Annotated in this window: 18 protein-coding genes; 5 read left to right on the top strand and 13 right to left on the bottom strand. The window is 72.9% G+C overall.

From position 1 onward, the window contains the following. Positions 1–189 precede the first annotated feature (189 nt). Positions 190–1,584, top strand: coding sequence for a cardiolipin synthase (gene cls, locus AC0QR5_RS09630; protein WP_475372519.1), 1,395 nt, complete (start codon positions 190–192; stop codon positions 1,582–1,584). A gap of 14 nt (positions 1,585–1,598) precedes the next feature. Here the strand turns inward: cls and AC0QR5_RS09625 are convergent, their stop codons facing one another. From AC0QR5_RS09625 to AC0QR5_RS09575, 11 genes are all read right to left on the bottom strand, one after another. Further along, positions 1,599–3,698: a chorismate-binding protein gene (locus tag AC0QR5_RS09625; protein WP_329863301.1), complete on the bottom strand. Its 2,100-nt coding sequence runs from the start codon at positions 3,696–3,698 to the stop codon at positions 1,599–1,601. Next, a complete protein-coding gene (locus tag AC0QR5_RS09620) occupies positions 3,688–4,191 on the bottom strand; it encodes a low molecular weight protein-tyrosine-phosphatase (protein WP_329863299.1) in 504 nt (167 codons plus the stop codon). The genes AC0QR5_RS09625 and AC0QR5_RS09620 overlap by 11 nt, the downstream gene beginning before the upstream one ends. A 42-nt stretch (positions 4,192–4,233) precedes the next feature. Next, a complete protein-coding gene (locus AC0QR5_RS09615; protein WP_329863297.1) occupies positions 4,234–4,857 on the bottom strand; it encodes a LysE family transporter in 624 nt (207 codons plus the stop codon). A 9-nt stretch (positions 4,858–4,866) separates the two neighbouring features. After that, complete coding sequence (locus AC0QR5_RS09610; RefSeq protein WP_430970728.1) at positions 4,867–6,492, bottom strand: phytoene desaturase family protein; 1,626 nt, start codon at positions 6,490–6,492, stop codon at positions 4,867–4,869. Between the two features lie 9 nt (positions 6,493–6,501). Next, complete coding sequence (locus tag AC0QR5_RS09605; RefSeq protein ID WP_329863293.1) at positions 6,502–7,530, bottom strand: LacI family DNA-binding transcriptional regulator; 1,029 nt, start codon at positions 7,528–7,530, stop codon at positions 6,502–6,504. A 19-nt stretch (positions 7,531–7,549) separates the two neighbouring features. Beyond that, positions 7,550–9,070 carry a glycoside hydrolase family 1 protein gene (locus AC0QR5_RS09600; protein WP_329863291.1) on the bottom strand — a complete coding sequence of 507 codons (1,521 nt, stop codon included), beginning with the start codon at positions 9,068–9,070 and terminating at the stop codon, positions 7,550–7,552. Next, on the bottom strand, positions 9,067–9,966 hold the full coding sequence (locus AC0QR5_RS09595) for a carbohydrate ABC transporter permease (RefSeq protein WP_430632985.1): 900 nt from the start codon (positions 9,964–9,966) through the stop codon (positions 9,067–9,069). The genes AC0QR5_RS09600 and AC0QR5_RS09595 overlap by 4 nt, the downstream gene beginning before the upstream one ends. After that, positions 9,966–10,910: a carbohydrate ABC transporter permease gene (locus AC0QR5_RS09590; protein ID WP_329863287.1), complete on the bottom strand. Its 945-nt coding sequence runs from the start codon at positions 10,908–10,910 to the stop codon at positions 9,966–9,968. The genes AC0QR5_RS09595 and AC0QR5_RS09590 overlap by 1 nt, the downstream gene beginning before the upstream one ends. 67 nt (positions 10,911–10,977) lie before the next feature. Then, positions 10,978–12,285 carry an ABC transporter substrate-binding protein gene (locus tag AC0QR5_RS09585; RefSeq protein ID WP_329863285.1) on the bottom strand — a complete coding sequence of 436 codons (1,308 nt, stop codon included), beginning with the start codon at positions 12,283–12,285 and terminating at the stop codon, positions 10,978–10,980. Positions 12,286–12,447: 162 nt separating this feature from the next. After that, positions 12,448–12,798: a hypothetical protein gene (locus AC0QR5_RS09580; RefSeq protein ID WP_329863283.1), complete on the bottom strand. Its 351-nt coding sequence runs from the start codon at positions 12,796–12,798 to the stop codon at positions 12,448–12,450. Then, complete coding sequence (locus AC0QR5_RS09575) at positions 12,795–13,274, bottom strand: MarR family winged helix-turn-helix transcriptional regulator (RefSeq protein ID WP_329863281.1); 480 nt, start codon at positions 13,272–13,274, stop codon at positions 12,795–12,797. Before AC0QR5_RS09575 ends, AC0QR5_RS09580 begins: the two co-directional genes overlap by 4 nt. A 36-nt stretch (positions 13,275–13,310) precedes the next feature. Here AC0QR5_RS09575 and AC0QR5_RS09570 point away from each other — a divergent pair, with 36 nt between their 5' ends. Both AC0QR5_RS09570 and AC0QR5_RS09565 read left to right on the top strand, forming a co-directional pair. Next, positions 13,311–15,503, top strand: a complete 2,193-nt coding sequence (locus tag AC0QR5_RS09570) for an MMPL family transporter (protein WP_430970727.1) — start codon at positions 13,311–13,313, stop codon at positions 15,501–15,503. Between the two features lie 225 nt (positions 15,504–15,728). Then, complete coding sequence (locus AC0QR5_RS09565; RefSeq protein ID WP_430970725.1) at positions 15,729–17,402, top strand: DEAD/DEAH box helicase; 1,674 nt, start codon at positions 15,729–15,731, stop codon at positions 17,400–17,402. Positions 17,403–17,528: 126 nt separating this feature from the next. Here the strand turns inward: AC0QR5_RS09565 and AC0QR5_RS09560 are convergent, their stop codons facing one another. Both AC0QR5_RS09560 and AC0QR5_RS09555 read right to left on the bottom strand, forming a co-directional pair. Continuing rightward, positions 17,529–18,542 (bottom strand): trypsin-like serine peptidase, encoded by a 1,014-nt coding sequence (locus AC0QR5_RS09560; RefSeq protein WP_329861887.1) that lies wholly within the window; start codon positions 18,540–18,542, stop codon positions 17,529–17,531. A gap of 194 nt (positions 18,543–18,736) precedes the next feature. Further along, positions 18,737–20,005, bottom strand: coding sequence for a helix-turn-helix domain-containing protein (locus AC0QR5_RS09555; RefSeq protein ID WP_329861886.1), 1,269 nt, complete (start codon positions 20,003–20,005; stop codon positions 18,737–18,739). A 144-nt stretch (positions 20,006–20,149) separates the two neighbouring features. Here AC0QR5_RS09555 and AC0QR5_RS09550 point away from each other — a divergent pair, with 144 nt between their 5' ends. Both AC0QR5_RS09550 and dnaK read left to right on the top strand, forming a co-directional pair. Beyond that, entirely contained in the window at positions 20,150–20,416 is a 267-nt protein-coding gene (locus AC0QR5_RS09550; protein ID WP_430970724.1) for a hypothetical protein, read from the top strand. A 347-nt stretch (positions 20,417–20,763) separates the two neighbouring features. Beyond that, the gene (dnaK, locus tag AC0QR5_RS09545; protein ID WP_329861884.1) at positions 20,764–22,611 is read left to right on the top strand and encodes a molecular chaperone DnaK; all 1,848 of its coding nucleotides are present in this window, start codon (positions 20,764–20,766) and stop codon (positions 22,609–22,611) included. Positions 22,612–22,621: the final 10 nt, after the last annotated feature.

The following is a 22,621-nucleotide window of genomic DNA, read 5'->3' as shown; positions in this document are numbered from 1 at the left end:
GATCCAACCCTACTCCCGGCGGGGCCCCGTCAGGCGGTCGCGGGGTCCTGGGGCTGACTTGCGGCTAGGCTGGAAGCCATCGTCGGCAGGGAAGGAGACCGGGTGTTCGACGCGCTCGTCTTGTGGGAACCGCTGCCCTACTGGCTGCTGGCGATCGCGTGGGTCTTCGACGTCGGCATCCGGCTGGTCATGCTCGGCGTCGTGCCCGGCAACCGGCGCCCCACGACCGCCATGGCCTGGCTGCTGCTGATCTTCTTCATGCCCGTGATCGGCCTGCTGCTCTTCCTGCTCTTCGGCAACTTCAAGCTCTCCCAGCGCCGCGTCGCCCGCCAGACCGACGTCAACCGCCGCGTCCTCGCCGCCACCCAGCACCTGGACACCGACGACTCCGAGTTCGATGCCCCCGAGTGGGTCAAGTCCGCCGTCGAGCTGAACCGGAACCTCGGCGCCTTCCCCATCCAGGAAGGCAACTCCTTCGAGTTCTTCACGGACTACCAGGCCTCCCTCGACGCCATGACCGCGGCGGTCCGCGGGGCCCGCGACACCGTGAACGTGCAGTTCTACATCGTCGGCGACGATCCGGACTACGCGGGACCGTTCCTCGACGCACTCGGGGCGGCCGTGGCGCGCGGGGTCAAGGTCCGCTTCCTGTTCGACCACCTCGGCACCGCGCGGATCAAGGGCTTCTCGGCCCTCAAGCGGCGCCTCGACGACGCCGGCATCGAGTGGCGTGCCATGCTGCCCGTCTCCGTCCGCAACCGGCAGTGGCGCCGGCCCGATCTGCGCAACCACCGCAAGCTCGTCGTCATCGACGGCGAGACGGCCTTCACGGGCAGCCAGAACCTCATCGAACCCGGCTACAAGCGGGCCTCCGCCCACCGGGCAGGGCGCGAGTGGGTGGACCTCATGGCCCAGGTCCGCGGCCCGCTCGTCACCGGGCTCGCGGTCGTCTTCGCGACCGACTGGTCCCAGGAGACGGACGAGAACCTCCTGGCCGAGCTCGTCGCCGGAACCGAGCTCCCCGAGGCGGGGCACGTCACCGGGCAGATCGTGCCCAGCGGCCCCGGGTTCGAGTCGGAGAACAACCTGCGCCTGTTCAACACCCTCATCTACGCCGCCACGGAACGGCTGACCATCACGAGCCCCTACTTCGTCCCCGACGACTCGCTCCTCTACGCCGTGACGACGGCGGCCCAGCGCGGCGTGGAGGTCGAGCTGTTCGTCTCCGAGACCGGCGACCAGTTCCTCGTCCACCACGCCCAGCAGTCCTACTACGCGCAGCTGCTCAAGGCCGGCGTGAAGATCTACCGCTACCGCCGGCCCATGGTGCTGCACACCAAGTGCTTCACCGTGGACAAGGAGGTCGCCGTGTTCGGCTCGTCCAACATGGACATGCGCTCCTTCTCCCTGAACCTCGAGGTCTCGGTGATGATGCTCGGAGCGACCGCCGTCGCGGAGCTGACGCGGGTGCAGAACGAGTACCGCGCCGGCTCCACGCTGCTCACGCTCGGGGAATGGCAGGCCCGGCCCCTCCTGGCCCGGTGGGTGGACAACGCCTGCCGGCTCACCGCCACCCTGCAGTAGGGGCGGCCCGGCGCTCAGCGCTGCTGCGGCAGGCCGTCCGCGTCGAGGAAGCCCGCCCCGAGCGCGCTGAGCACCCCGTACGCCTTGACGACGACCTCGGCCCACTCCTCGGACGGCACCGAGTCCGCCGTCACGGCGCCCCCGACGCCGAGCGAGAGCCGCCACGGACCGGCCCCGCCGTCCCGCGCGTCCTGCTCCATCACGAGCGTGCGGATCACGACGGACAGCTCGGCGGCCCCAGTATGGGAGAAGTGTCCGACGGCGCCGGAGTAGATCCCGCGCGGCCTTCCGTCCTCGAGCCGCTCCAGGATCGCCATCGTCGAGATCTTCGGCGCCCCCGTCATCGACCCGGCCGGGAACGCGGCCGCGACCGCCTCGGCCCGCGAGGCGTCCGACCGCAGGCGGGCGTCGATCGTGGAGACCATCTGGTGGACCGTGGCGTAGGACTCGACGGCGCACAGCCGCGGAACCCGCAGCGTCGACGGATCGGCCGAACGCACCAGGTCGTTGCGGAGCAGGTCCACGATCATGACGTTCTCCGCCCGGTCCTTCGGCGAGGAGGCCAGCTCCGCGCGCAACCGCTCGTCCTCCTCCGGGTCCGCCGAGCGCCGCCGGGTTCCCTTGATCGGCTCCGCCCGCAGCAGACCCGAGGCGCCCACGTGCAGGAAGCGCTCCGGCGACGTCCCCGCCACGGCGGTCGAGCCGCAGCGGATCCACGCCGCGAAGGGCGCCGGATTGCGCTCGCGCAGCCGCAGGTAGGCCGCCCACGGGTCCCACTGGTGGGCCGGCACCTCGGCGCCCAGCACGGTTGTCAGGCAGACCTCGTAGCTGTTGCCCTCGCGGATCTCGGCCTGCGCGGCGCGGACCTTCTCCTCGTAGCCGGAGCGCGTGTCGGCGCAACGGAACGCCGGCACCGCGAGCGCGGAGCGCTCGGCACCCGCGCCCCGCGCGGCACCAGCCCCCGTGCCGGCCCCGGCCGCGGCGACCACCGCCGCGGCCCGCTCGAGCCAGGCCCCGGCGTCGTCCGCGTCCAGGGCCAGCAGCCAGGCCTCGCCGGCCCCGTGGTCCAGGACCACGCCGCGCCCGGCGTGCAGCAGGGCGGCGTCGGCGGTACCGGGCGCCCGCGCGCCGGCGCTCCCGCCCGTCTCCGCCTTGAGCCCGTAGCCGAGCCAGCCCAGCCAGCCGAGCGCGAATCCCGCCTCGAGCCCGTCCGGGGCGGCGTAGCGCGCCCGGCCCCACGCCGTCTCGAGCCAGTCGAAGAACGCCCCGTCGACGCGCGCCCGGGCGCACCCGGCCGTCAGGAAGGTGGTCCCGGAGCGGTGCTCGGCGAGCATCCCCGCGCTCCCGGAGGCGTCCGCGAGGACGCTGAAGCGGTTCCGCCCGCCCACGTCGGCGGCGCCCGCGTTGGAGGACTCGAGCAGCACCTGGTGCGCGGAGGCGCCGAACAGCGCGTGGTGCAGCGAGGCGGCGTCGGCTCCCCGCGGGAGGCGGACCCGGCGGTGGACGAGCCGGGGCGAGCCGGCCGCGGCCGCCTCCGGGTGCAGGGCCGGCTGGAGCCAGGGCAGCTCGGCGAGCAGCCGCAGGGCGTCGACCGGGGCGCGCCCGTCGGCGGCGTTGGCCACCACGACGTCCGCCGCCTCCCGGACCGGATCCGCGGCGAGCCACGCCCGTTCCTGCGCGGCCCAGCGCTCCCAGTGCGGCGCGTACGCCTCCCCGTCGCGGGCCAGGGCGCGGGCGCGCCGGGCGTCGTCGTCCGCGTCGACCCAGACGACGGCGTCGAGCAAGGGCCTCGCCGCAGCGGCGGCCGCCCCCACGCCCTCGACCACGACGACCGGGGTCGCGGGCGTCGTGCGCCGCTCCCCGTCGGCGCCGGCCACCCAGTCCCACGCGGTCCAGCGGGCGTCCTCCCCCCAGGACAGCGGATCCAGGACGGTCGAGACGTAGCGTGCGATCCCGGCCTCCAGCCCGTCCCAGCCCGGGTAGAGGTCCTCGAGGTGGAAGAGGGAGACGGGGCGGTGGCGACGCAGCGCCGTCGCGAGTTCGAGCGCGAGCGTGCTCTTGCCCGCACCGGAGCGGCCGTCGACCGCGATGACGACGGGTGCGCTACGCCCCACGGCGGCCCGTGGCCTCGAGCCGGACGTGCTCCACGAGCCCCGGCAGGGCCGCCCGGATCATCTCGTGGCACAGCGCGAAATCGGCGGCGTCCCCGTACCAGGGGTCGTAGATGCCCTGCCCGGAGGGTCCCTTGTCCGCGACGGCGGGGTCGAAGGAGCGCAGCAGGCGCACCTTCGCGGCGTCCTGCGGCCCGGGGGCGAGGCGGCGCAGCCGGGCGTAGTGGTCCGTGTCCAGGGCCAGGACCAGGTCTGCGTCCGCGAAGTCCGCCGCCTCGAAGCGCCGCGCCACGTGCTTCGAGGGATCGAGCCCGGCACGGGTCAGGACGGCGGCCGCGCGCGGGTCCACGGGGTTGCCGGCCTCCCCGTCGCTCGTGCCCGCGGAGTCCACGACGACCCCGTCGACGCCGGCGGATTCGAGGGCGCCGCGGATCAGGTACTCGGCCATGGGTGAGCGGCAGATGTTGCCGGTGCAGACGGCGGTGATCCGGTACATGGTTTCAGTCTAGGGGCTTCGCGGCGGGCCGTGGCGGGCGGCTCAGTGCACGAGCACGAGCAGCAGCGCGACGAAGATGAACAGGGTGCCGAAGGCCAGGTTCAGGACGCGCGCACCGCGTGCGGTGCGCGTGAAACGGCGGAAGGACTTGGCCGCCGCGGCGAAGAAGAACCACATCACGGCGACGTCCACGGCGACGATCGTGGCGATGAACACGAGGTACTGCGGCAGCAGGGGCGCGTCCGGGCGGATGAACTGCGGCGTGAAGGCGAGGAAGAAGACGATCGCCTTGGGGTTGAGCAGGTTGACCCAGACGCCGCGGCGGAACATGGACCAGGCGGGTTCGTGGGCGCGCGCGTCGAGCGGGGCCGTGTCGGCCGCGGGGCGGGCGGTGAGGAGCCGGACGCCGAGGTAGACGAGGTAGGCGGCGCCGGCGTAGCGGATCACGGCGAACGCCGTCGGCGAGTTGGCCACGAGCAGGCCGACGCCCGCGGCGACGATCGCGACGTGGATCAGCAGGGCGGCCTGCTGGCCGAGGATGCCCCAGAAGGAGCGTCGGAAGCCGGCATTGAGGGCGTTGGTCATGGTGTTCACGGCCCCGGCGCCGGGGGAGAAGCTGATCAGGGCGGAGGCGCCCAGCAGGGAGAGCCAGACGGAGAAGGTCACCGCACGAGTCTAGGTCCCGCCCCCGGGGCCGGCCCCCATTGTTTCGAGCACGGCGCGCGCGGCCGCCCAGCCGCCGAGCCCGCTGACCCCGCCGCCGCGGCGGGACCCGGCCCCGCACAGCAGGATCCCGTCGACGCCCGAGTCCACGCCCCAGCGCCGGGCCGGGGTGTCGAGGGGCTCGTCGTCCTCCGCCCACGGCCACGCGAGCGGGGCGTGGAAGATGTTTCCCCCGGGCATCCCGAGCGAGTCCTCGAGGTCGGCGGTCGTGCGCGTCTCGAGGCACGGGGTGCCGTCCGGTCCCACCGCGAGGCAGTCCTCGATCGGCTCGGCGAGCACCGAGTTAAGCGAGGCCAGGACGGCGGCCTGGATCTCGGCGCGGGCCCGCGCCGGGTCCCGTCCCGCGAGCAGCCGGTGCGGCGTGTGCAGGGTGAAGACGGTGAGCGTGTGCGCCCCCGCATCCCGCAGCACGGGGGAGAGGATCGAGGGGTCGCTGAGCGAGTGGCAATAGGCCTCGAGCGGCAGCGGGTCCGGCCAGCGGCCCTCGGCGGCGGCGCGGTGGGCCGCGGCCAGTTGCGCGTAGCCCTCGTTGACGTGGAAGGTGCCGCTGAACGCGGCGGCCGGGGCCACGCCGTCGTCCTTGAGCCGCGGCAGTCGCGCCAGGAGGAGGTTCACCTTGGCCTGCGCGCCCTCCGGAGCCGGTGCCGGGGGGACGACGCCGGGGCCGGCCTCCGCGGATCCGCCGCCCAGGAGCCGGGCCAGGACGGCCGGGGCGGCGCCGCAAAGCACCGTGCGGGCCGCGAGGGACGCCGTCGTGCCGGTGCCGTCGGCGTCCCGGGTCCGGTAGTCGACGCGCCCGCCGGGGCGGACCGCGGTGGCCTCGGCGCCCGTGAGCAGCTGGACGCCGGCCGCGCGGGCCCGCTCCTCGAGCTGCTCGGCGAGGCGCCCCATGCCGCCTCGGGGGACGTTCCACGCCCCGGTTCCGCGGCCGATGACGTGGTAGAGGAAGCAGCGGTTCTGCTCGAGCGAGCCCGCGTGCGCTTCGGCGAAGGTGCCGATCAGCCCGTCGGTCAGCACCATTCCCCGGACCAGGTCGGAGGCGAACTCCTCCTCGAGCGCCTCGCCGAGGGGCCGCTCGACGAATCCGCGCCAGGCCCGGTCCCCGCCCGGCTGCGCGAGGACGCGCCCGCGGACTTCCGAGCGCCGCGGCAGCGGTCCCAGCAGGGTCGGCCAGACGCCGGCGGCGAGCGCGGCGGTGGCCTCCTGGAAGCGGTCGAGCGCGGCGGCGTCGCCGGCCGCGCCGACGGCGGCGAAGGAGGCCCGGGTGGCCAGCGCGTCGTGGCCGTCGACGAGCAGGCCGGACGTGCCGTCCGGTGCCGGGGTGTAGGAGGAGTAGCGGCGCGGGACGAGCTCGAGGTCCAGCCCCAGCTCGTCGAGGAGCTCTTGCGGGAAGAGGCTCACGAGGTAGGAATAGCGGGAGATCCGGGCGCCCGGGAAGACCTCCTGGGAGACGGTGGCCCCGCCGAGGCGGTCGTTGCGTTCCAGGACCGTGACGGACAGGCCGGCGCGGGCCAGGAGGACCGCGGCGACGAGGCCGTTGTGTCCTCCACCGATGACGACGACGTCGCGTGGGCTCATGAGGACACCCTAGCGGGCGCTCGACTCCCGCTCCACGAGCGTGCAGGGCAGGAGCGTCAGCCGCTCGGGCGAGCCGCCCTCGGCGAGTTCGAGCAGGACGTGGGCGGCCCGCGCCGCGAGCTCGCGGGCGGGATTGACGACGCTCGTGAGCGGCGGGGAGGCGTCCTCGGCGAACGCGTGGTTGTCGTAGCCGACGACCTTGACCCGGCCCGGCACGTCGATGCCGGCGGAGCGCAGCTCGTCGAGGGCCGCGACGGCCATGAGGTCGGAGGCCGCGAAGACGCCGTCCAGCCCGGGGTGCTCGCGCAGCAGGCGGCGCATCGCCTCCCGGCCACTGCGCGCCGTGAAATCCCCCGCCGAGGAGCCGAGCTGGCCCAGGCCCGCGGCCTCGAGACCCGCCCGCCATCCGGCCGCGCGGTCGACGGACGCGGCCATGTCCGGCGGGCCGTCGATCGAGACGACGCGCGTGCAGCCGCGCTCGGCGAGGTGCGCCGCGGCCCGCCGCCCGCCTTCGCGGTTGTCCACGTCGACGACGTAGGCGTGGTGGTGCCGGCGCAGGGGCCGGCCGACGAACACGGCCGGGAGCCGCCCGCCGGCGAGTTCCTCCACGAGGTGGTCGCGGCGGTGGTGGGAGGCCACGAGGACGCCGTCGACGTGGCCGCCGCGCAGGTAGGACAGGATCCGGCCCGTGCCGCCGTCGGGCCCGCCCATGAGCAGCACCGGCTGCACGTCCGTGTCCCGCAGCGCGTCGTTGACGCCGGCCATGGTGAGCGCGAAGAACGGGTCGGCGAAGACGCGGGTGTCCGGCTCGGGCAGGACCACGGCGATCGTCCCGGCCCGGCGGGAGGCGAGCTGCCGGGCGGCGCGGTTGGGGACGTAGTCGAGTTCGCGGATCGCGGCCTCGACCGCGGCACGCGCGGCCTCGCTTACGCGCTCTCCGCCGCGCACGGCGCGGGAGACCGTGGCGCGGGAGACGCCGGCGACGCGGGCGACGTCCTCGAGCGTCGGCGGGGCGGCCGGGTGGCCCGTGGTGGTCACGGCTGCCTCCTGTCCTGGGCTAGCGGGCGGCGTCCGGCAGGGGCGGTACGACGCCGGTGCGGGCCACCTGGGCGTACCATCTCGCCGACGCCTTGGGGGTGCGTTCGAGCGTCTCGTAGTCTACGTGGACCATGCCGAAGCGCTTCGAGTAGCCGAACGCCCACTCGAAGTTGTCCAGGAGCGACCACAGCAGGTAGCCGCGCACGTCGACGCCCTCGCCGATGGCCCGGTGCACGGCGCGCAGGTGCGCGTCGACGTAGGCCAGCCGCGTGGCGGAGTCGTCCACCGTGCCGTCGGTGCCCGGGACGTCGTCGTACGCCGCCCCGTTCTCCGTGATGACGATCGGCACGGACGCGGGCCCCGTGTACTCGCGGTGCAGGCGCAGCAGGAGGCGGGTCAGGCCCTCCGGCTGGACCTCCCAGCCCATCGCCGTGCGCGGGAGCGGCCGGTCCACCGGGCGCAGCATCTCCGAGCCCACGAACGGGCTGCGCCGGGGCAGGCCGCGCTCGGAGAGGTAGGTGTAGCCGTCCTCGCCCGTGCCACCGGGGGCCGGGAAGGAGGGGCCCGCGGGGCCGGCGGCGAGCCCGCCGTTGTAGTAGTTCACGCCGAGCACGTCGATGGGCGCGCCGATCAGCTCGAGGTCCCCGTCCTCCACGTGTCGGCCGAGCCCTGCCGCGGCCATGTCCCGGACCACGTCGGCAGGGTAGGAGCCCCTGAAGAGCGGGTCCAGGAAGACGCGGTTGAACGCGCCGTCGACGCGCCGGGCCGCGTCGACGTCGGCGGGGTCCTCCGGATCCGCGGGGTCGGCGACGGTGAGGTTCAGCGTGATCCCGAAGCGGTGCTCCCCGCCGGCCGCGGCGCGCATCCGCTGCAGCGCGAGGCCGTGGCCGAGCATCAGGTGGTGGGCCGCTGAGACGGCCTCCGCCGGAGAGGTGTGGCCCGGCGCGTGCTCGCCGGCCGCGTAGGAGAGGAAGGCGGAGCACCAGGGCTCGTTCAGCGTGGTCCACAGGCGCACGCGGTCGGAGAGGGCGTCGAAGACGTCGGCGGCGAAGTCGGCGAAGCGGTGCGCCGTGTCCCGCACCGCCCAGCCGCCGCGCTCCTGCAGGGCCTGCGGCAGGTCCCAGTGGTACAGGGTCAGCCAGGGGTCGATCCCGGCCTCCAGGAGCTCGTCGACGAGGCGCGAGTAGAAGTCCAACCCCGCCGGGTTCACGGCCGCGTCGTCCGGCTTGATCCGCGCCCAGGACGTCGAGAAGCGGTAGGTGCCCAGGCCGAGCTCCCGCATGAGCGCGACGTCGGCCGGCATCCGGTGGTAGTGGTCCGTCGCAACGGCGCCGTCGTCGCCCGCGTGGACGGCCCCGGGAACGCGGCAGAAGGCGTCCCAGATGGAATCGCCGCGGCCGTCCTCGGCGGCTGCGCCCTCGATCTGGAACGCGGCCGTCGCCGCCCCGAACCGGAACCCGGGAGGGAAGGCGAGCTCCGTCGTCGTCCTGATGCCCTGCTCCTGCTGCCAGCTGGTGGCCTGTTCGCTGTGTGTGCTCATCCTTTGACCGCTCCTTGCATGATGCCCTGGACCAGGTGGCGGCCGGCGACGGCGAAGACCAGGATCAGGGGGATGGTGGACACGACGACCCCCGCCATGATGAGGGAGTAGTCCTTGAAGTAGGAGGCCTGCAGCATCTGCAGGGCCACCGGCAGGGTGGGGTTGGAGGAGCCCAGCACCACGAACGGCCAGAAGAAGTTGGTCCAGGAGCCCACGAACGTGAACAGGGCCAGCATGGCGGCCGCGGGGCGCGCGGCCGGCAGGGCGACGTGCCAGAACGTGCTCAGCATCGAGCAGCCGTCCACGCGGGCCGCCTCGATGAGCTCGAACGGCAGGGCGCCGCGCAGGTACTGCGTCATCCAGAACACGCCGAACGCCGTGACCATGCCGGGCACGATCACCGCCTGCAGCTTCCCGGTCCAGCCGAGCTCGCTCATGACGATGAAGAGCGGGACGATCCCGAGCTGGGTCGGCACCGCCATGGTCGCGATGACGAACACGAGGAGCGGTCCGCGGCCGCGGAAGCGCAGCTTGGCGAAGGAGTAGCCGGACAACGTGGAGAAGAACACGACCGACAGGCTCGTCAGCACGGCCACGATGGTGCTGTTCCACAGGGCCGGCCAGAACTTGATGTCGGCCGTGACGACCTTGCCGATGTTCTCGAACAGGTGCGGGCCCGGGATCAGGGACGGGACGGGGGATTGCGCGATGTCCGCGGCCGTGGAGGAGGCCAGTAGGAGCGCGTAGTACAGGGGCGCGATCGAGACGACCAGGACACCGCCCAGGACGAGGTAGGTGCGCCAGCCGGGGGCGCGGCCCGTGCCGCCGCGGCGGCGTGCGGCGGCGCGGGCGGCGCCGGCCCCGGCGATCTGCGCGGTCATGGCGACGGAGGCCATCAGTGCTCCTTCCGCCCGCGCCCGCCGGAGGAGGCGATGCGCCGGGTCGCGGCGTAGTTCAGCAGGCCGATGGCCACGATGATGAGGAACAGGATCCAGGCGACGGCGGCGGCGCGGCCGAAGTCGCGCGGGGCGCCCCAGCCGAGCTCGTAGAGGTACATCGTCATGGTCATCCACTGCCGGTCCGCGCCGCCCTGGCCCAGGGTGTCGAACATGCGTGGCTCGTCGAAGATCTGCAGCCCGCCGATCGTGGCCGTGATGACCACGAAGATGATCGTGGGGCGCAGCATCGGGACCGTGACGGAGAAGAAGGTGCGCACCCGGCCCGCCCCGTCGACGATCGCGGCCTCGTAGAGGTCCCGCGGCACGGCCTGCATGGCCGCGAGCAGGATCAGGGTGTTGTAGCCGGTCCAGCGGAAGTTGACCATCGTGGCGATCGCGACGTGGGAGGCGAGCGGATCCGAGTGCCAGCCCACGGCGGGGAGGCCGATCGCAGTGAGCAGGGCGTTGACGGTCCCGGACTGGTCGGCGAAGACCTTGCTGAAGATCAGCGCGACGGCCACGGGCGCGACGACGTAGGGCAGCAGCACGCCCATGCGCCAGAACGTCTTGGCCCGGATGTTGGCGTCCAGCACCGCCGCGATGAGCAGCGCGATCATGATCTGCGGGACGGAGGAGAGCAGGAAGATGCTGAAGGTGTTGCGCAGGGCGGTGTAGAAGCGGGGCTGGCCCAGGACGTCGGCGAAGTTCTCGAGGCCGACGAACTCGCCCCGGCCTCCGATCAGGTGCCAGTCGTGGACCGCGACGACGGCGGTGTAGCCGAGCGGGTAGAGGCCGACGACGGCGAAGAGGAGGAAGAACGGGCTGATGTAGAGGTAGGGGGAGAACTTGACGTCCCAGCGGTTGATCCGGGCGCTGCGGATCCCGGGGAGGGCCAGGGCCATGGGGTGCCTTTCGCTGGTACGGGGCGGCCGGGCGGTCCCCGCGGTGGGGTCCGCCCGGCCGCCGGGGTCAGAGCCCGAGCGCCTGGTAGGCGTCGAGGGCCTTCTGCCAGGAGCTGTCCGCGTCGTCGGTCTTGTTGACGTCGACGCGCGTCAGGGCGTCCGTGACCGTGGCCCGGATGGCGAAGTAGTTCGGTCCCTTGAACGGCGTCACCGTGACGGCTTTCGCCCGCTCCGAGAGGATCTGCCCGGTCGGGGCGTCGTTGAAGAAGGCGTTGGCCTCGGAGAGCAGCGTCTCGTCCGTGAGCGCGTCGACCTGGCTCGGGAACGTGCCCTTGGCCTGGAAGGCCTTGATCTGCTGCTCGGGCGCCGTGAGCCAGGCCGCGAGCTTGATGGCCTCCTCCTGGTGCGCGGTCTGCGTGGGAACGGTCAGGTACGAGCCGCCCCAGTTGCCGCCGCCGCCGGGGAAGACGTCGGCGAAGTCCCAGCCGTCGATCCCGGCCGCGTTGCCCTCGACGACCCCGAGCATCCAGCCCGGGCACAGCATGGTCGCGAACGCGTCGCGCTGGAAGGAGGAGGTCCAGTCCTCGCCCCACTGCTCGAGGTTCGCCGAGAGGCCGTCGTCGATCGAGGCCCTCAGCACGGCCTCGTAGACGTCCTTGATCCCGGTGTTCTCCGCGAGCGGGATCGGGGTCCCGTCGGGGTTCTCGAAGGGCTGCTCGAGCTGGTTGACCATGCCCTGGAACGTGGCGCCTGCCGAGTCGAACCAGGCGGCCTCCGAGGAGGCGGTGAAGTCCCGGCCCACCGAGAAGTAGTGGTCCCAGTCGCCCGTGAGCAGTTCGGCGACCTCGTCGCGGTCGGTGGGCAGCCCGGCGGCATCGAAGAGGTCGGCCCGGTAGCAGATGCCCTCGGGGCCGATGTCCGTCCCGTAGCCGATGAGCTTGCCGTCGACCGTGGCGTCCTCCGTCTTCCAGTCCAGCCAGCGGCCGTCCGTCTCGGGGGAGGCGAGGTCGTTGAAGAGGTCCGGGTACTGCTTGAGCTCCGGGAGCCAGTCGACTTCGACGGCCTCGATGTCCGCCAGGCCGGAGCCCGCGGCCAGGCGCGTGTTCATGTTGTCGCGGGCCTGGTCGGTGGTGGCGGCCTTCGTGTGCTCGATCTTCACGCCCGGGTTGGCGTCCATGTACTCGGTCAACAGCTCCTCGTAGCCGAACTCGTTGAAGGTCGCCACGGTCAGGGTGATGTCGCCGGCCGGGGACCCGTCGGCTCCGGGCGAGCTGGTGCCGGCGGTGCCGCCGGAGCCGCCGCAGGACACGAGTCCCAGGGCGAGGATCGAGGCGCCGGCGAGGGCGCCCAGGGAACGGTTGGTTCTCACCGGAATCTCCTTGTGGTCTGGTGCGCCCGGCGGGGTAGCCGGTTGCGTGGGAGCGTTCTGTCCGATCGTCGGTGAAAGTGTGAGAGCGCTCTCATGGAATGGCTTCAGTGTGACACCGGACACATCGCGGGTCAAGGTCCGCCGAGCCGGAAGCGTCGAAGGGCGTGCTCAGAGGAAGAGCTGGAGCGCCAGGTAGGGCAGGAGCGGCAGTAGTGCAGCGGCGATCCACCACCACGTCCGCGCCAGGCCCAGCCGCCGCAGGAGCAGGAGGTTCACGACGAACCACACGGCCACGGCCGCGAGGACGAGGGGGAGCAGCTCGGCGGGGCCGGGCAGGACGGAATCGCTGCCCGGAACCTCTTCCCTCGTCAGGCCGAGGGCGGCGAGGGGCCAGTTGACGAGGAGGTACCAGGCCATGAAGACCGGGACGACGCCGGGGATCCCCAGTCCCAGGTTCACGAGCAGCACGATCCAGAACCGCGGGCGCGGCGGCGTGGCCGGTGGCCGGCCCGCGCTCACGGCCGGTCCCGTTCGCCGGATTCCACCGCGGCGCTCGCCGCGTCCACGCCCTCGCGCGCCTCGGTCACGAACCGCGCCAGGAGGTCGATCTCCTCCGGGTCGTAGCGTCCGATCACGCCGGCCAGGGCGGTGCCGAGGGGGCCGAACATCTCGCGCCCGTCGCGGCGCGCCTGGTCGGTGAGCCGGAGCAGGACGCGTCGGCGGTCGTCCTCGGCGCGGAGCCGCTCCACGTGTCCGGAGGAGACCAGGCGGTCCACCAGGGCGGTCGTCGCCGGGGCGCTGAGGCGCAGTTCGCGGGCCAGGTCTCCCGGGGTCGGCGCCCGCCCGGTGCGCTCGAAGCGCAGGATCGCGGCGAGCGCGTTCATGTCCGTGCGGTGGGAGTGGTGCCGGGCGCCCACGGTCTCGACGTACCGTTCCGATGCCTGGGCGAACTCCTGCAGCGCCAGCATGAGCCGCAGGGATCCCGTCGCTTCCATGCGGATATCCTAGTCGCGACTGGATTTATTTCCATGATGAAAGTAGTTTGGCTAGGTAAATCCGCCTCCGCGGCTTCCGAGCCGCCCCCGCACCGATCGACTGGAGCCGCCGTGAGCCCGCAGCACACCACCCGTCGCGCGGCCGGCCGCGCCCTCGCCGCCGTCGTCCTCGTCCTGCTCTGGCTCGGAGTGGCCGGCATCGGCGGCCCCACGTTCGGGCGCCTGGGCGAGGTGCAGACCACCGACCAGGCCTCCTTCCTCCCCGCCTCCGCCGAGGCCACCCGCGCGCTCGAGAAGCAGGCCGCGTTCCGCGACGGCGACGCCGTCCCCGCCGTCGTGCTGATCGTCGCCGACGAAGCGCTCGACCCGGCGCTCGGACGGGAAACCGCCGATGCCCTCGCCTCGCTCCCCGTCCTCGACGGCGACATCGCCGGCCCGCTGCCCTCCGAGGACTCGCTGGCCGTCCAGCTCGTGGTCCCGCTGTCCGCCGAGGTGGACACGGACGACGCCGTCGCCCAGCTCCGCGCGGAGCTGGACCGCCTCCTGCCTGCCGGGGTGGAGGCCTACGTCACCGGTCCGGCGGGTTTCAACGCCGACCTCGTCGAGGCCTTCGGCGGCATCGACTCCGTGCTCCTGTCCGTCGCCCTCGCGGCGGTCCTGGTGATCCTGCTGCTCGTCTACCGCTCGGCGCTGCTTCCGGCCGCCGTCCTCCTGACGTCCGTCGCGGCGCTCTGTGCCGCGGTCACGGCGGTCTACTGGATGGCCCGCCTGGAGTGGATCCGGCTCGACGGGCAGGGACAGGGCATCCTCTCCATCCTGGTCATCGGTGCGGCGACCGACTACGCCCTGCTCCTCGTCGCGCGGCACAAGGAGGCCATCGCCGCGGGCGCCGGGAGGTTCGAGGCCGTCGGCACCGCCGTGCGCCGCTCGGCCGAACCGATTCTCGCCTCGGCCGGGACCGTGACCGCGGGCCTGCTGTGCCTCATGTTCTCCGACCTGAACTCCAACAAGGCCCTGGGGCCGATCGGGGCGGCGGGCATCGCGTTCTCCGTGCTCTCGGCGCTGACGTTCCTGCCCGCCGCCCTCGCCCTGCTGGGCCGCGCCGCCTACTGGCCCTTCATCCCCCGAGCCGCCCCGGACTCACCGGACGACGACGCCCCGCGCGGCGTGTGGGGGGCGGTCGCGGGCTTCGTGGGCCGGAACGCCCGGCCCGTCTGGATCCTCACGGCGATCGTCCTGGCGCTGGGTTGCCTGGGAGTGACGCAGCTGAAGGCGAACGGCGTGCCGCAGAGCCAGCTCGTCCTGGGGCAGACGGAGTCCGCGCAGGGCCAGGACATCCTGGCCCGCCACTTCGCCGCCGGCTCGGGAAGCCCGGCGTTCGCCGTGGTGGACGCGGACCGGGCGGAACCGCTCCTCGCCGATGTCGAGGAGCTGGAGGGGGTCGCCTCGGCGTACGTCCAGGCAGCCGACGGCGGTCCCGCGCTCCCCGCGGCCGGCCGGCCCGCGCAGGAGGTCGACGGGCAGGTGCTGCTCTCCATCACCTTCGCCGACGCGGCCGACGCGGCCGAGGCGTCCCTGACGCTCGAGCGGCTGCGGACCCTGCTCCATGCCGCGGACCCGGGGTCCCTCGTCGGCGGCACCACGGCCACCCTCAGCGACACGCAGGCCACGGCCCAGGCGGACCTGCTGAAGATCATCCCGCTGGTCCTCGGCGCGATCCTGCTGATCCTGGTGCTCCTGCTGCGTTCCCTCGTGGCGCCCCTGCTGCTCACGGCGACCACCGTCCTCTCCTACGGCACGGCGATGGGCGTCTCGGCGCTCGTCTTCAACGGGGTCTTCGGCTTCCCCGGCGCCGACGCCTCGGTTCCCCTGTTCGGCTTCGTGTTCCTCGTGGCCCTCGGCGTGGACTACAACATCTTCCTCATGGCGCGGGTGAGGGAGGAGGTCGCCGTGCATGGTGCGCGCCGCGGCGTGCTGCGCGGGCTGGCCGTCACGGGCGGGGTCATCACCTCCGCGGGAGTCGTGCTGGCCGCGACGTTTGCGGCGCTGTCCGTCATCCCCATCATGTTCCTGGTCCAGCTGGGCTTCATCGTGGCCTTCGGCGTGCTCCTGGACACGCTCGTGGTCCGCACGCTCCTGGTGCCGGCCCTCGCCCACGACCTCGGGCGGCGCTTCTGGTGGCCGGGTGCGCTCTCACGGCGCCGGGGATCGGCGGCCCACCGCGCGTGAGGCTGCTATCCTTGGTACTTGTGGCGCTGGCCCGGTACCTTCCGGAGACCGACGCCCGACGTCGACAGATCTGATCCTTGTCCCGCCCACCGCATCCCGTGCGGAGCGGCGGAAGGCCGGCACCACGCCGGCGGCCCGTGCATTTTCGGGCCCAGGCTTTCTTTTCCTTCGGCGACACCGCGCGCCGGAACCGGCTGCGCACCGCTACGACCGAAAGCAGCCCCCTTGAGCACCACTTTCCTTTCCCTCGGCGTGCCCGCCTCCCTCGCTGACGTCCTGTCCTCCCAGGGCATCGACGCGCCGTTCCCGATCCAGCAGGCCACGCTTCCCTCCACGCTCGCCGGACGCGACGTGCTGGGCCGCGGCCAGACCGGATCCGGCAAGACCCTGGCCTTCGCCCTTCCGCTCGTCGCCCGCCTGGCGGCCAACCCCCGGCAGCGCCGCGCCCGCTTCCCGCGCGCGCTCATCATGGCCCCGACCCGCGAGCTGGCCACCCAGATCAGCCGCACCGTCATCCCGCTGGCCGAATCCGCCCGCCTGCGCACCGCCGTCGTCTTCGGCGGCGTCCCGCAGGGGCGCCAGGAACGCGAGCTCAACGCCGGCGTCGACATCCTCATCGCCTGCCCCGGCCGGCTCGAGGACCTGCTGAACCAGAAGGTCGCGGACCTCGCGCACGTCGAGGTCTCCGTCCTGGACGAGGCCGACCACATGGCAGATCTCGGCTTCCTGCCCGTCGTCAAGCGCATCCTGGACCGCACCCCGCGCGGCATCCAGCACATGCTCTTCTCGGCGACCCTGGACAACGGCGTGGACAAGCTCGTCGCCCGCTACCTCGAGAACCCCGTGACCCACTCGGTGGACGCCCCGCGCGCCGCCGTGGACACCATGGAGCACCGCGTGTTCGTCGTGGACCCGGACCTGAAGAAGGAGCTCGTCCGCGAGCTCGCCGCCGGGACCGGACGCCGCATCATGTTCATGCGCACCAAGCACCACGCCAAGAAGATGGCCGTGTGGCTGTCCAAGGCCGGCGTCCCGGCCGTCGACCTGCACGGCAACCTGAGCCAGAACGCCCGCGACCGCAACCTGGCCGCGTTCTCCTCGGGCGCCGCGAAGGTCCTCGTCGCCACCGACGTCGCGGCGCGCGGCGTCCACGTGGACGGCGTCGAGCTCGTCGTCCACATCGATCCGCCCGCCGAGCACAAGGCCTACCTGCACCGCTCCGGCCGTACGGCCCGCGCCGGCTCCGAGGGCACCGTCGTGACGATCTCCACGACCGAGCAGCAGGGCGACGTGCGCGCGCTGCTCAAGGCCGCCGGGATCAAGGTCCCCTTCGAGGCCGTTTCGCCTGAGTCGCACGCCGTCGCCGAGGTGCGCGGCGAGAAGGCAGGGCACGTCGAGTACGCGGCGCCGGTCGCCGCCCAGCCGCAGCGCCGCTCGCCGCGGAACGACGCCGGGGCCGCACCCGCGGCCCAGGGCGGCGGCCGCGGCCGCGGCCGTGGCCGGGGCCGGGGACGTTCCGCCGGCTCCGCCGGCGAGTCCGAGGCCCGGACGCCCGAGACGCGCGGCTCCGGCGGCCGTGGTGCCGCGAGCCGCGACGCCGGTACCCGGGATGCGGGTGGGCGCGGCGCGGGAAGCGGCCGCGGTTCGGGCCGCTCGCGGGCCGGGCAGCCGGGACGCGACGTCGCGGGCCGCCAGGGCGGCGGCCGGGGAGCCGGCGCGACGCGCCACGCCGAGAAGCCCGCGGGCCGGGGAGCGGCCGTCCAGCGTCCCCGCCAGGGCGGGCAGACGATCGCCGACGCCGTGGGCCCCGGCGTGGCCGATGCCGCCGCGCGCGGAGGCCGTCCCCGTCGCAACCGGCGCGCCGGCGCACCGCAGTCCAACGGCGGCGGTTCCAACTAGCCGATCCGCGGCGCCCACCGCGGCGCCGCGGCCCGCACGTAGCGGGCCGCACGTAACAGGCCGGAGGCCGGTTCCCCGAGGGGAACCGGCCTCCGGTGCGTCCGGGTGCAGAGCCCGGCGCGGGGTTCAGTGCTGCGAGGCGGCCTCGTAGCTGTCCTGGATGACGTTGGCCCAGCGGGGGCCGAACATCGCGTTGACGCCGCCGTAGCCGTAGCTGTTCACGGAGTTCTGGTAGCCGCCGTGCGTGGCGTTGATGAACCACGGGCCGCCGGAGGACCCGCCGGTCATGTCGCACGGGATCCCCTGCGTGCCAAAGCCCGGGTTGATCGAGTCCGGCGTCGCCGTGCCGGAGCACGACTTGAGGGTCTGGCCGTTGAAGGGCGAGGCGGCCGGGTAGCCGTAGGCCGTGTACTGCTGGCCCGTCGGGGCGTTGAACTGGACGCCCGAGGCGCCGACGGCGTCGGCGAGGCTCTGGCCGCCCTGCTCGGCGAGGACGGCGAAGGCGGTGTCCACGCTCATGTCGCCCTGCTGGATCCAGGCCGTCGGGGCGTAGAGCGTCTCCGCGGGCCACTGGCCGTAGGGGGCCGAGCCGTTCTCGTAGGCCGGGACGAACACGAACTCGCTCGCGAAGGAGCCCGGGCCCTCGTTGAGGCAGTGCCCGGCCGTGGAAACGACGGAGTCGTTGCCGGAGACCACGGAGTTGCCGGAGCAGACGTAGTCCTGGCCGCCGAGGGTGAAGAACACCTTGCCGATGTGGGGCACGGGGTTCTCGTTGGCCGCGCTGGGCGCGGCTTCGGCGGCCGGGGCCACGGCGGCTGGGGCCGAGGGTGCCGTTCCGGGGATGCTCAACGGCGCGTTGTCCGCGTCGAGTGCCGCGGGGCGCAGGACGTTCTGTGCACTCCAGCGCTCGGCCGCCTTCTCGGCGAGGACCGATCCGTCCACCGCGTTGAGCATGCGCTCCGCGGACCATCCGGCGGCGGAGGACTTCTGCTGGGGAAGGTGGTGGACCGTAACGGTCGAGCCGGATCCGGAGGCCGCCGTTTCGGTCGTGGAAGCCGTGGCGGTGCCGGCGGCGGCCACGGCCCCGGCCGCGACGAGGGCCGAGGCGGCGAGGCCGCAGAAGAGTTTCTTGCTGAGCATGGTGTGCCCTTTCGGAGGATGCGAATGGCCCGGAGGCCAACGGGATAACAGCATCCTGACACCAGCATGACAAGTGTGTCGAGGGGTAATGACAAAGTAGTATTGAAGAAATTTCAGAGGTTGACAAAGGCGGTCGAGTGATCTTCAATGACCGCTTCACGTAGGGCGGCGGGGTGCCGCCGTCGCATCGCGGGTCAGCGGCGCTGGTGCTGGACGTAGCGCTTGTAGGCGGCCGAGGCGCGGTCGAACGCGCCGGCGGCCTCGAAGCCCTGGGCCGCCGCCAGGAGGGCCTCGCCCGGATCGAGGTCCAGGGCGGCGAGCGCGTCGGCGTGGGCCAGGTGCGCCTCGGCGACCGTCTGGGTGGGGAGCTCCGTCAGTCCGGGCAGCGCGGCCTCGAGGGCGGCGAGCGCCTCCGCCGGCCGCCCCGCGGCCAGCAGCCATTGGGCCTCCGTCACGGCCAGCTGCTCGAGCTCGACCTTCGAGTCGAGCAGTTCGAAGGCGAGGCGGGCCCGCCGCAAGTGGGCGCCGAGGGAATCGTCGTGGACCCCGGCCGCGAGCCGTCTGGCGACGGTCGCGCGGTTGAGCTGGCCCCACTGCCGCAGCCCGGTCGCGGGGGAGAGCAGGCCGAGCGCGGCGTCGTGCAGCTCGACGCCGCGTGCCGGATCGGAGTGGAGGAACGCGATGTTGCCCTGCGTCCACCACGCGTTGGCGCGCGAGCGGGTGCTCAATACGTCGAGGTCCAGGCGCCCGTACTCCGCGCAGGCGGCGGCGGCGAGCTCGAGGTCGTCGCCTTCCGCGAGGGCGGAGGTGAGGGAGCCGATGGCGACGGCCAGGGCCTCGGGGTCGACGGGGTCGAGCAGGGCGAGGTCCAGCGCCGCGCGCGCGGCATCGGCGGCATCGGGCAGCTCGCCCCGCGCCAGGCGTCCTTGCGCGAGGAGGCTTCGACACCGCGATTCCAGGGCCGCGGCGTGCCCGGTGACCGGGTGGTCCAGCAGCTGATCGAGCAGGCGGTCGAAGTCCTCGAAGCGACGCAGCCCCAGCGCGGCCTCGGCGGCCCCGAAGGCATGGCTGAACCACCAGGCCGGATCCTCCGACGCCCCGGAGCCTTCGAGCGCGGCCTCCGCGGTCCGGAAGGCCCCGTCCAGATCGCCGGCGGCGAGCTGCTGCCGGGACAACAGCTCGAGCTGCACGAGCCGCACCTTGTCGGGGCCCGGGAGGGACCGCCCCGAGAGCTCGGAGGCATCCACGCCGAGGCGCGCGGCGAGTCCGGCCACGATATCGGGTCGGGGCCGCCGTCGTCCGGATTCCAGGAGCGAGACGTAGCTGGCGGTGTAGGCGTCGCCCGCGAGCTGGGACTGGGTCAGGCCGCGTTCGATCCGGAGCCTGCGCAGGGTCGCGGCGAAGCCGGAGCCGTCCGCGGCGGACGGCGCGTCGGAGGTGCGTTCCGGGGTGGTGGCGGGCATAACAGGATCCTAGTCGTGCTCCGTCCGGGCCGTGGAAACGGTGCCCAAGTCGTGACAAATCTGTCAGAGGACTGCTAGCGTCTGTCGCGGAACATGACAAGCTGGCGCCGACCGGGCGCCGGGCGCCGACGGAGGGACGACGTGGTGGACCACGGAATGCTGGACCGGCAAGGAAGCCGCGCGGGCCGGGGTGCGGTGTCGAAGCGGGCGGCCGCCGGGCCGGGAACGCGCGGAGCGGTCGCCCGCGCGCTCGCCTGGACCAGTGCGGCGGCGTTGCTGACGGCCGTCGCGTGGGCCGGCACGACGCCCGGGGCGGGCCCCGCGGCGGCCTCGCCCGGCGACTGGCCGGACCACTACTCCGCGCCCGTCGACCCGCAGGCCTCGCCCGGGGACTGGCCCGACCACTTCTGAGCTCGGCGCGCTTCCGGAAACGGCGCCCCGAGCACCGCGGCACCCCCGGCGTCCACCAGAGCGCCGGGGGTGCCGCCGTGCGTCCGGACGCGTATCGCGCAGGGCGAACACGGGGGCGGCGGCGCGGCCCGGGTCCCGGATGGGCTCCCCGGCTGCCCCGGAATTCCGCGGATCGAGCGGTGCCCGGAACGGTCGGCCGGCGGTGCGCTGGCGGGGCGCGCGCCAACGTTGAGCGGATTCGGCTCAACTTTGAATTGACATCGAAAGCGGTCTGCGTAAAGTTGAGTGCAGACCGCTCAACCGCACGGCTGGGCGCCGCACCACGTTTCCCAAGGAAAGGAAGCATCATGTCCCGTGCCGTAGGCATCGACCTCGGAACCACCAACTCGGTCGTCTCCGTCCTGGAGGGCGGCGAGCCCACCGTCATCGCCAACGCCGAGGGCGCGCGCACCACGCCGTCGGTCGTGGCCTTCTCCAAGTCCGGCGAGGTCCTCGTCGGCGAGATCGCCAAGCGCCAGGCCGTCAACAACATCGACCGCACCATCGCCTCGGTCAAGCGCCACATGGGCACCGACTGGTCGATCGACGTCGACGAGAAGAAGTACACCGCGCAGGAGATCTCCGCGCGCACCCTGATGAAGCTCAAGCACGACGCCGAGGCGTACCTGGGCGAGAAGGTGACCGACGCCGTCGTCACCGTCCCCGCGTACTTCAACGACGCCGAGCGCCAGGCGACGAAGGAGGCCGGCGAGATCGCCGGCCTGAACGTCCTGCGCATCGTCAACGAGCCCACCGCCGCGGCACTCGCCTACGGCCTGGACAAGGGCAAGGAGGACGAGCTCATCCTGGTCTTCGACCTCGGCGGCGGCACGTTCGACGTCTCCCTGCTCGAGGTGGGCAAGGACGAGGACGACTTCTCCACGATCCAGGTCCGCTCGACCGCCGGCGACAACCGCCTCGGCGGCGACGACTGGGACCAGCGCATCGTCGACTGGCTCCTGGCCCAGGCCAAGTCCAAGGGCGCCGACCTGTCCAAGGACAAGATCGCCCTGCAGCGCCTCAAGGAGGCCGCGGAGCAGGCCAAGAAGGAGCTCTCCTCCGCGACGAGCACCAACATCTCGCTGCAGTACCTCTCCGTGACCCCCGAGGGCCCGGTCCACCTGGACGAGCACTTGAGCCGCGCGAAGTTCCAGGACCTGACGTCCGACCTGCTCGAGCGCACCAAGAAGCCGTTCAACGACGTCATCGCCGAGGCCGGCATCAAGGTCTCCGACATCGCCCACGTCATCCTCGTCGGCGGCTCCACCCGCATGCCGGCCGTCGCCGAGCTCGTCAAGGAGCTCGCCGGCAAGGAGGCCAACAAGGGCGTGAACCCGGACGAGGTCGTCGCCGTCGGCGCCGCGCTGCAGGCCGGCGTCCTCAAGGGCGAGCGCAAGGATGTCCTCCTGATCGACGTGACCCCGCTGAGCCTGGGCATCGAGACCAAGGGCGGCGTGATGACCAAGCTCATCGAGCGCAACACGGCCATCCCGACCAAGCGTTCCGAGACGTTCACGACGGCCGACGACAACCAGCCGTCCGTGTCCATCCAGGTCTTCCAGGGCGAGCGCGAGTTCACCCGCGACAACAAGCCGCTGGGCACGTTCGAGCTGACCGGGATCGCGCCGGCCCCGCGCGGGATCCCGCAGATCGAGGTCACCTTCGACATCGACGCCAACGGCATCGTCCACGTCTCCGCGAAGGACAAGGGCACCGGCAAGGAGCAGTCGATGACCATCACGGGCGGCTCGAGCCTCTCGAAGGAAGACATCGACCGCATGGTGCGCGAGGCCGAGGAGCACGCCTCCGAGGACAAGGCCCGCCGCGAGGCCGCCGAGACCCGCAACGCCGCCGAGCAGTCCGCGTACTCCGTGGACAAGCTCATCAAGGACAACGAGGACAAGCTGCCCGAGGAGGTCAAGACCGAGGTCCAGGCCGACGTCGACGCCCTCAAGGCCGCCCTGGAGAAGCAGGACAACGACGACGAGGTGAAGGCCGCGTTCGAGAAGCTCCAGGCGTCCCAGACCAAGCTGGGCGAGGCCATCTACGCGCAGGCCCAGTCCGAGTCCGCGGGCGCCGAGGGCGCCGACGAGGCCCCGGCGGCCGACGAGGACATCGTCGACGCCGAGGTCGTGGACGAAGACGAGAAGAAGTAAGGCGGTCACG

It is taken from the genome of Arthrobacter sp. J156, assembly GCF_056172865.1.
The sequence above is the reverse complement of the archived record's forward strand: the minus strand, read 5'-3'. Positions and strand labels throughout refer to the sequence as shown.

What these genes read in the sequence shown, in the direction of transcription:
- AC0QR5_RS09575 (WP_329863281.1), bottom strand. Translation starts at nt 13,274, where the DNA reads ATGGAAGCGACGGGATCCCTGCGGCTCATGCTGGCGCTGCAGGAGTTC.
- AC0QR5_RS09570 (WP_430970727.1), top strand. Translation starts at nt 13,311, where the DNA reads ATGAAAGTAGTTTGGCTAGGTAAATCCGCCTCCGCGGCTTCCGAGCCG.
- AC0QR5_RS09600 (WP_329863291.1), bottom strand. Translation starts at nt 9,070, where the DNA reads ATGAGCACACACAGCGAACAGGCCACCAGCTGGCAGCAGGAGCAGGGC.
- AC0QR5_RS09610 (WP_430970728.1), bottom strand. Translation starts at nt 6,492, where the DNA reads ATGAGCCCACGCGACGTCGTCGTCATCGGTGGAGGACACAACGGCCTC.
- dnaK (WP_329861884.1), top strand. Translation starts at nt 20,764, where the DNA reads ATGTCCCGTGCCGTAGGCATCGACCTCGGAACCACCAACTCGGTCGTC.
- AC0QR5_RS09595 (WP_430632985.1), bottom strand. Translation starts at nt 9,966, where the DNA reads ATGGCCTCCGTCGCCATGACCGCGCAGATCGCCGGGGCCGGCGCCGCC.
- AC0QR5_RS09590 (WP_329863287.1), bottom strand. Translation starts at nt 10,910, where the DNA reads ATGGCCCTGGCCCTCCCCGGGATCCGCAGCGCCCGGATCAACCGCTGG.
- cls (WP_475372519.1), top strand. Translation starts at nt 190, where the DNA reads ATGCTCGGCGTCGTGCCCGGCAACCGGCGCCCCACGACCGCCATGGCC.
- AC0QR5_RS09555 (WP_329861886.1), bottom strand. Translation starts at nt 20,005, where the DNA reads ATGCCCGCCACCACCCCGGAACGCACCTCCGACGCGCCGTCCGCCGCG.
- AC0QR5_RS09560 (WP_329861887.1), bottom strand. Translation starts at nt 18,542, where the DNA reads ATGCTCAGCAAGAAACTCTTCTGCGGCCTCGCCGCCTCGGCCCTCGTC.
- AC0QR5_RS09620 (WP_329863299.1), bottom strand. Translation starts at nt 4,191, where the DNA reads ATGTACCGGATCACCGCCGTCTGCACCGGCAACATCTGCCGCTCACCC.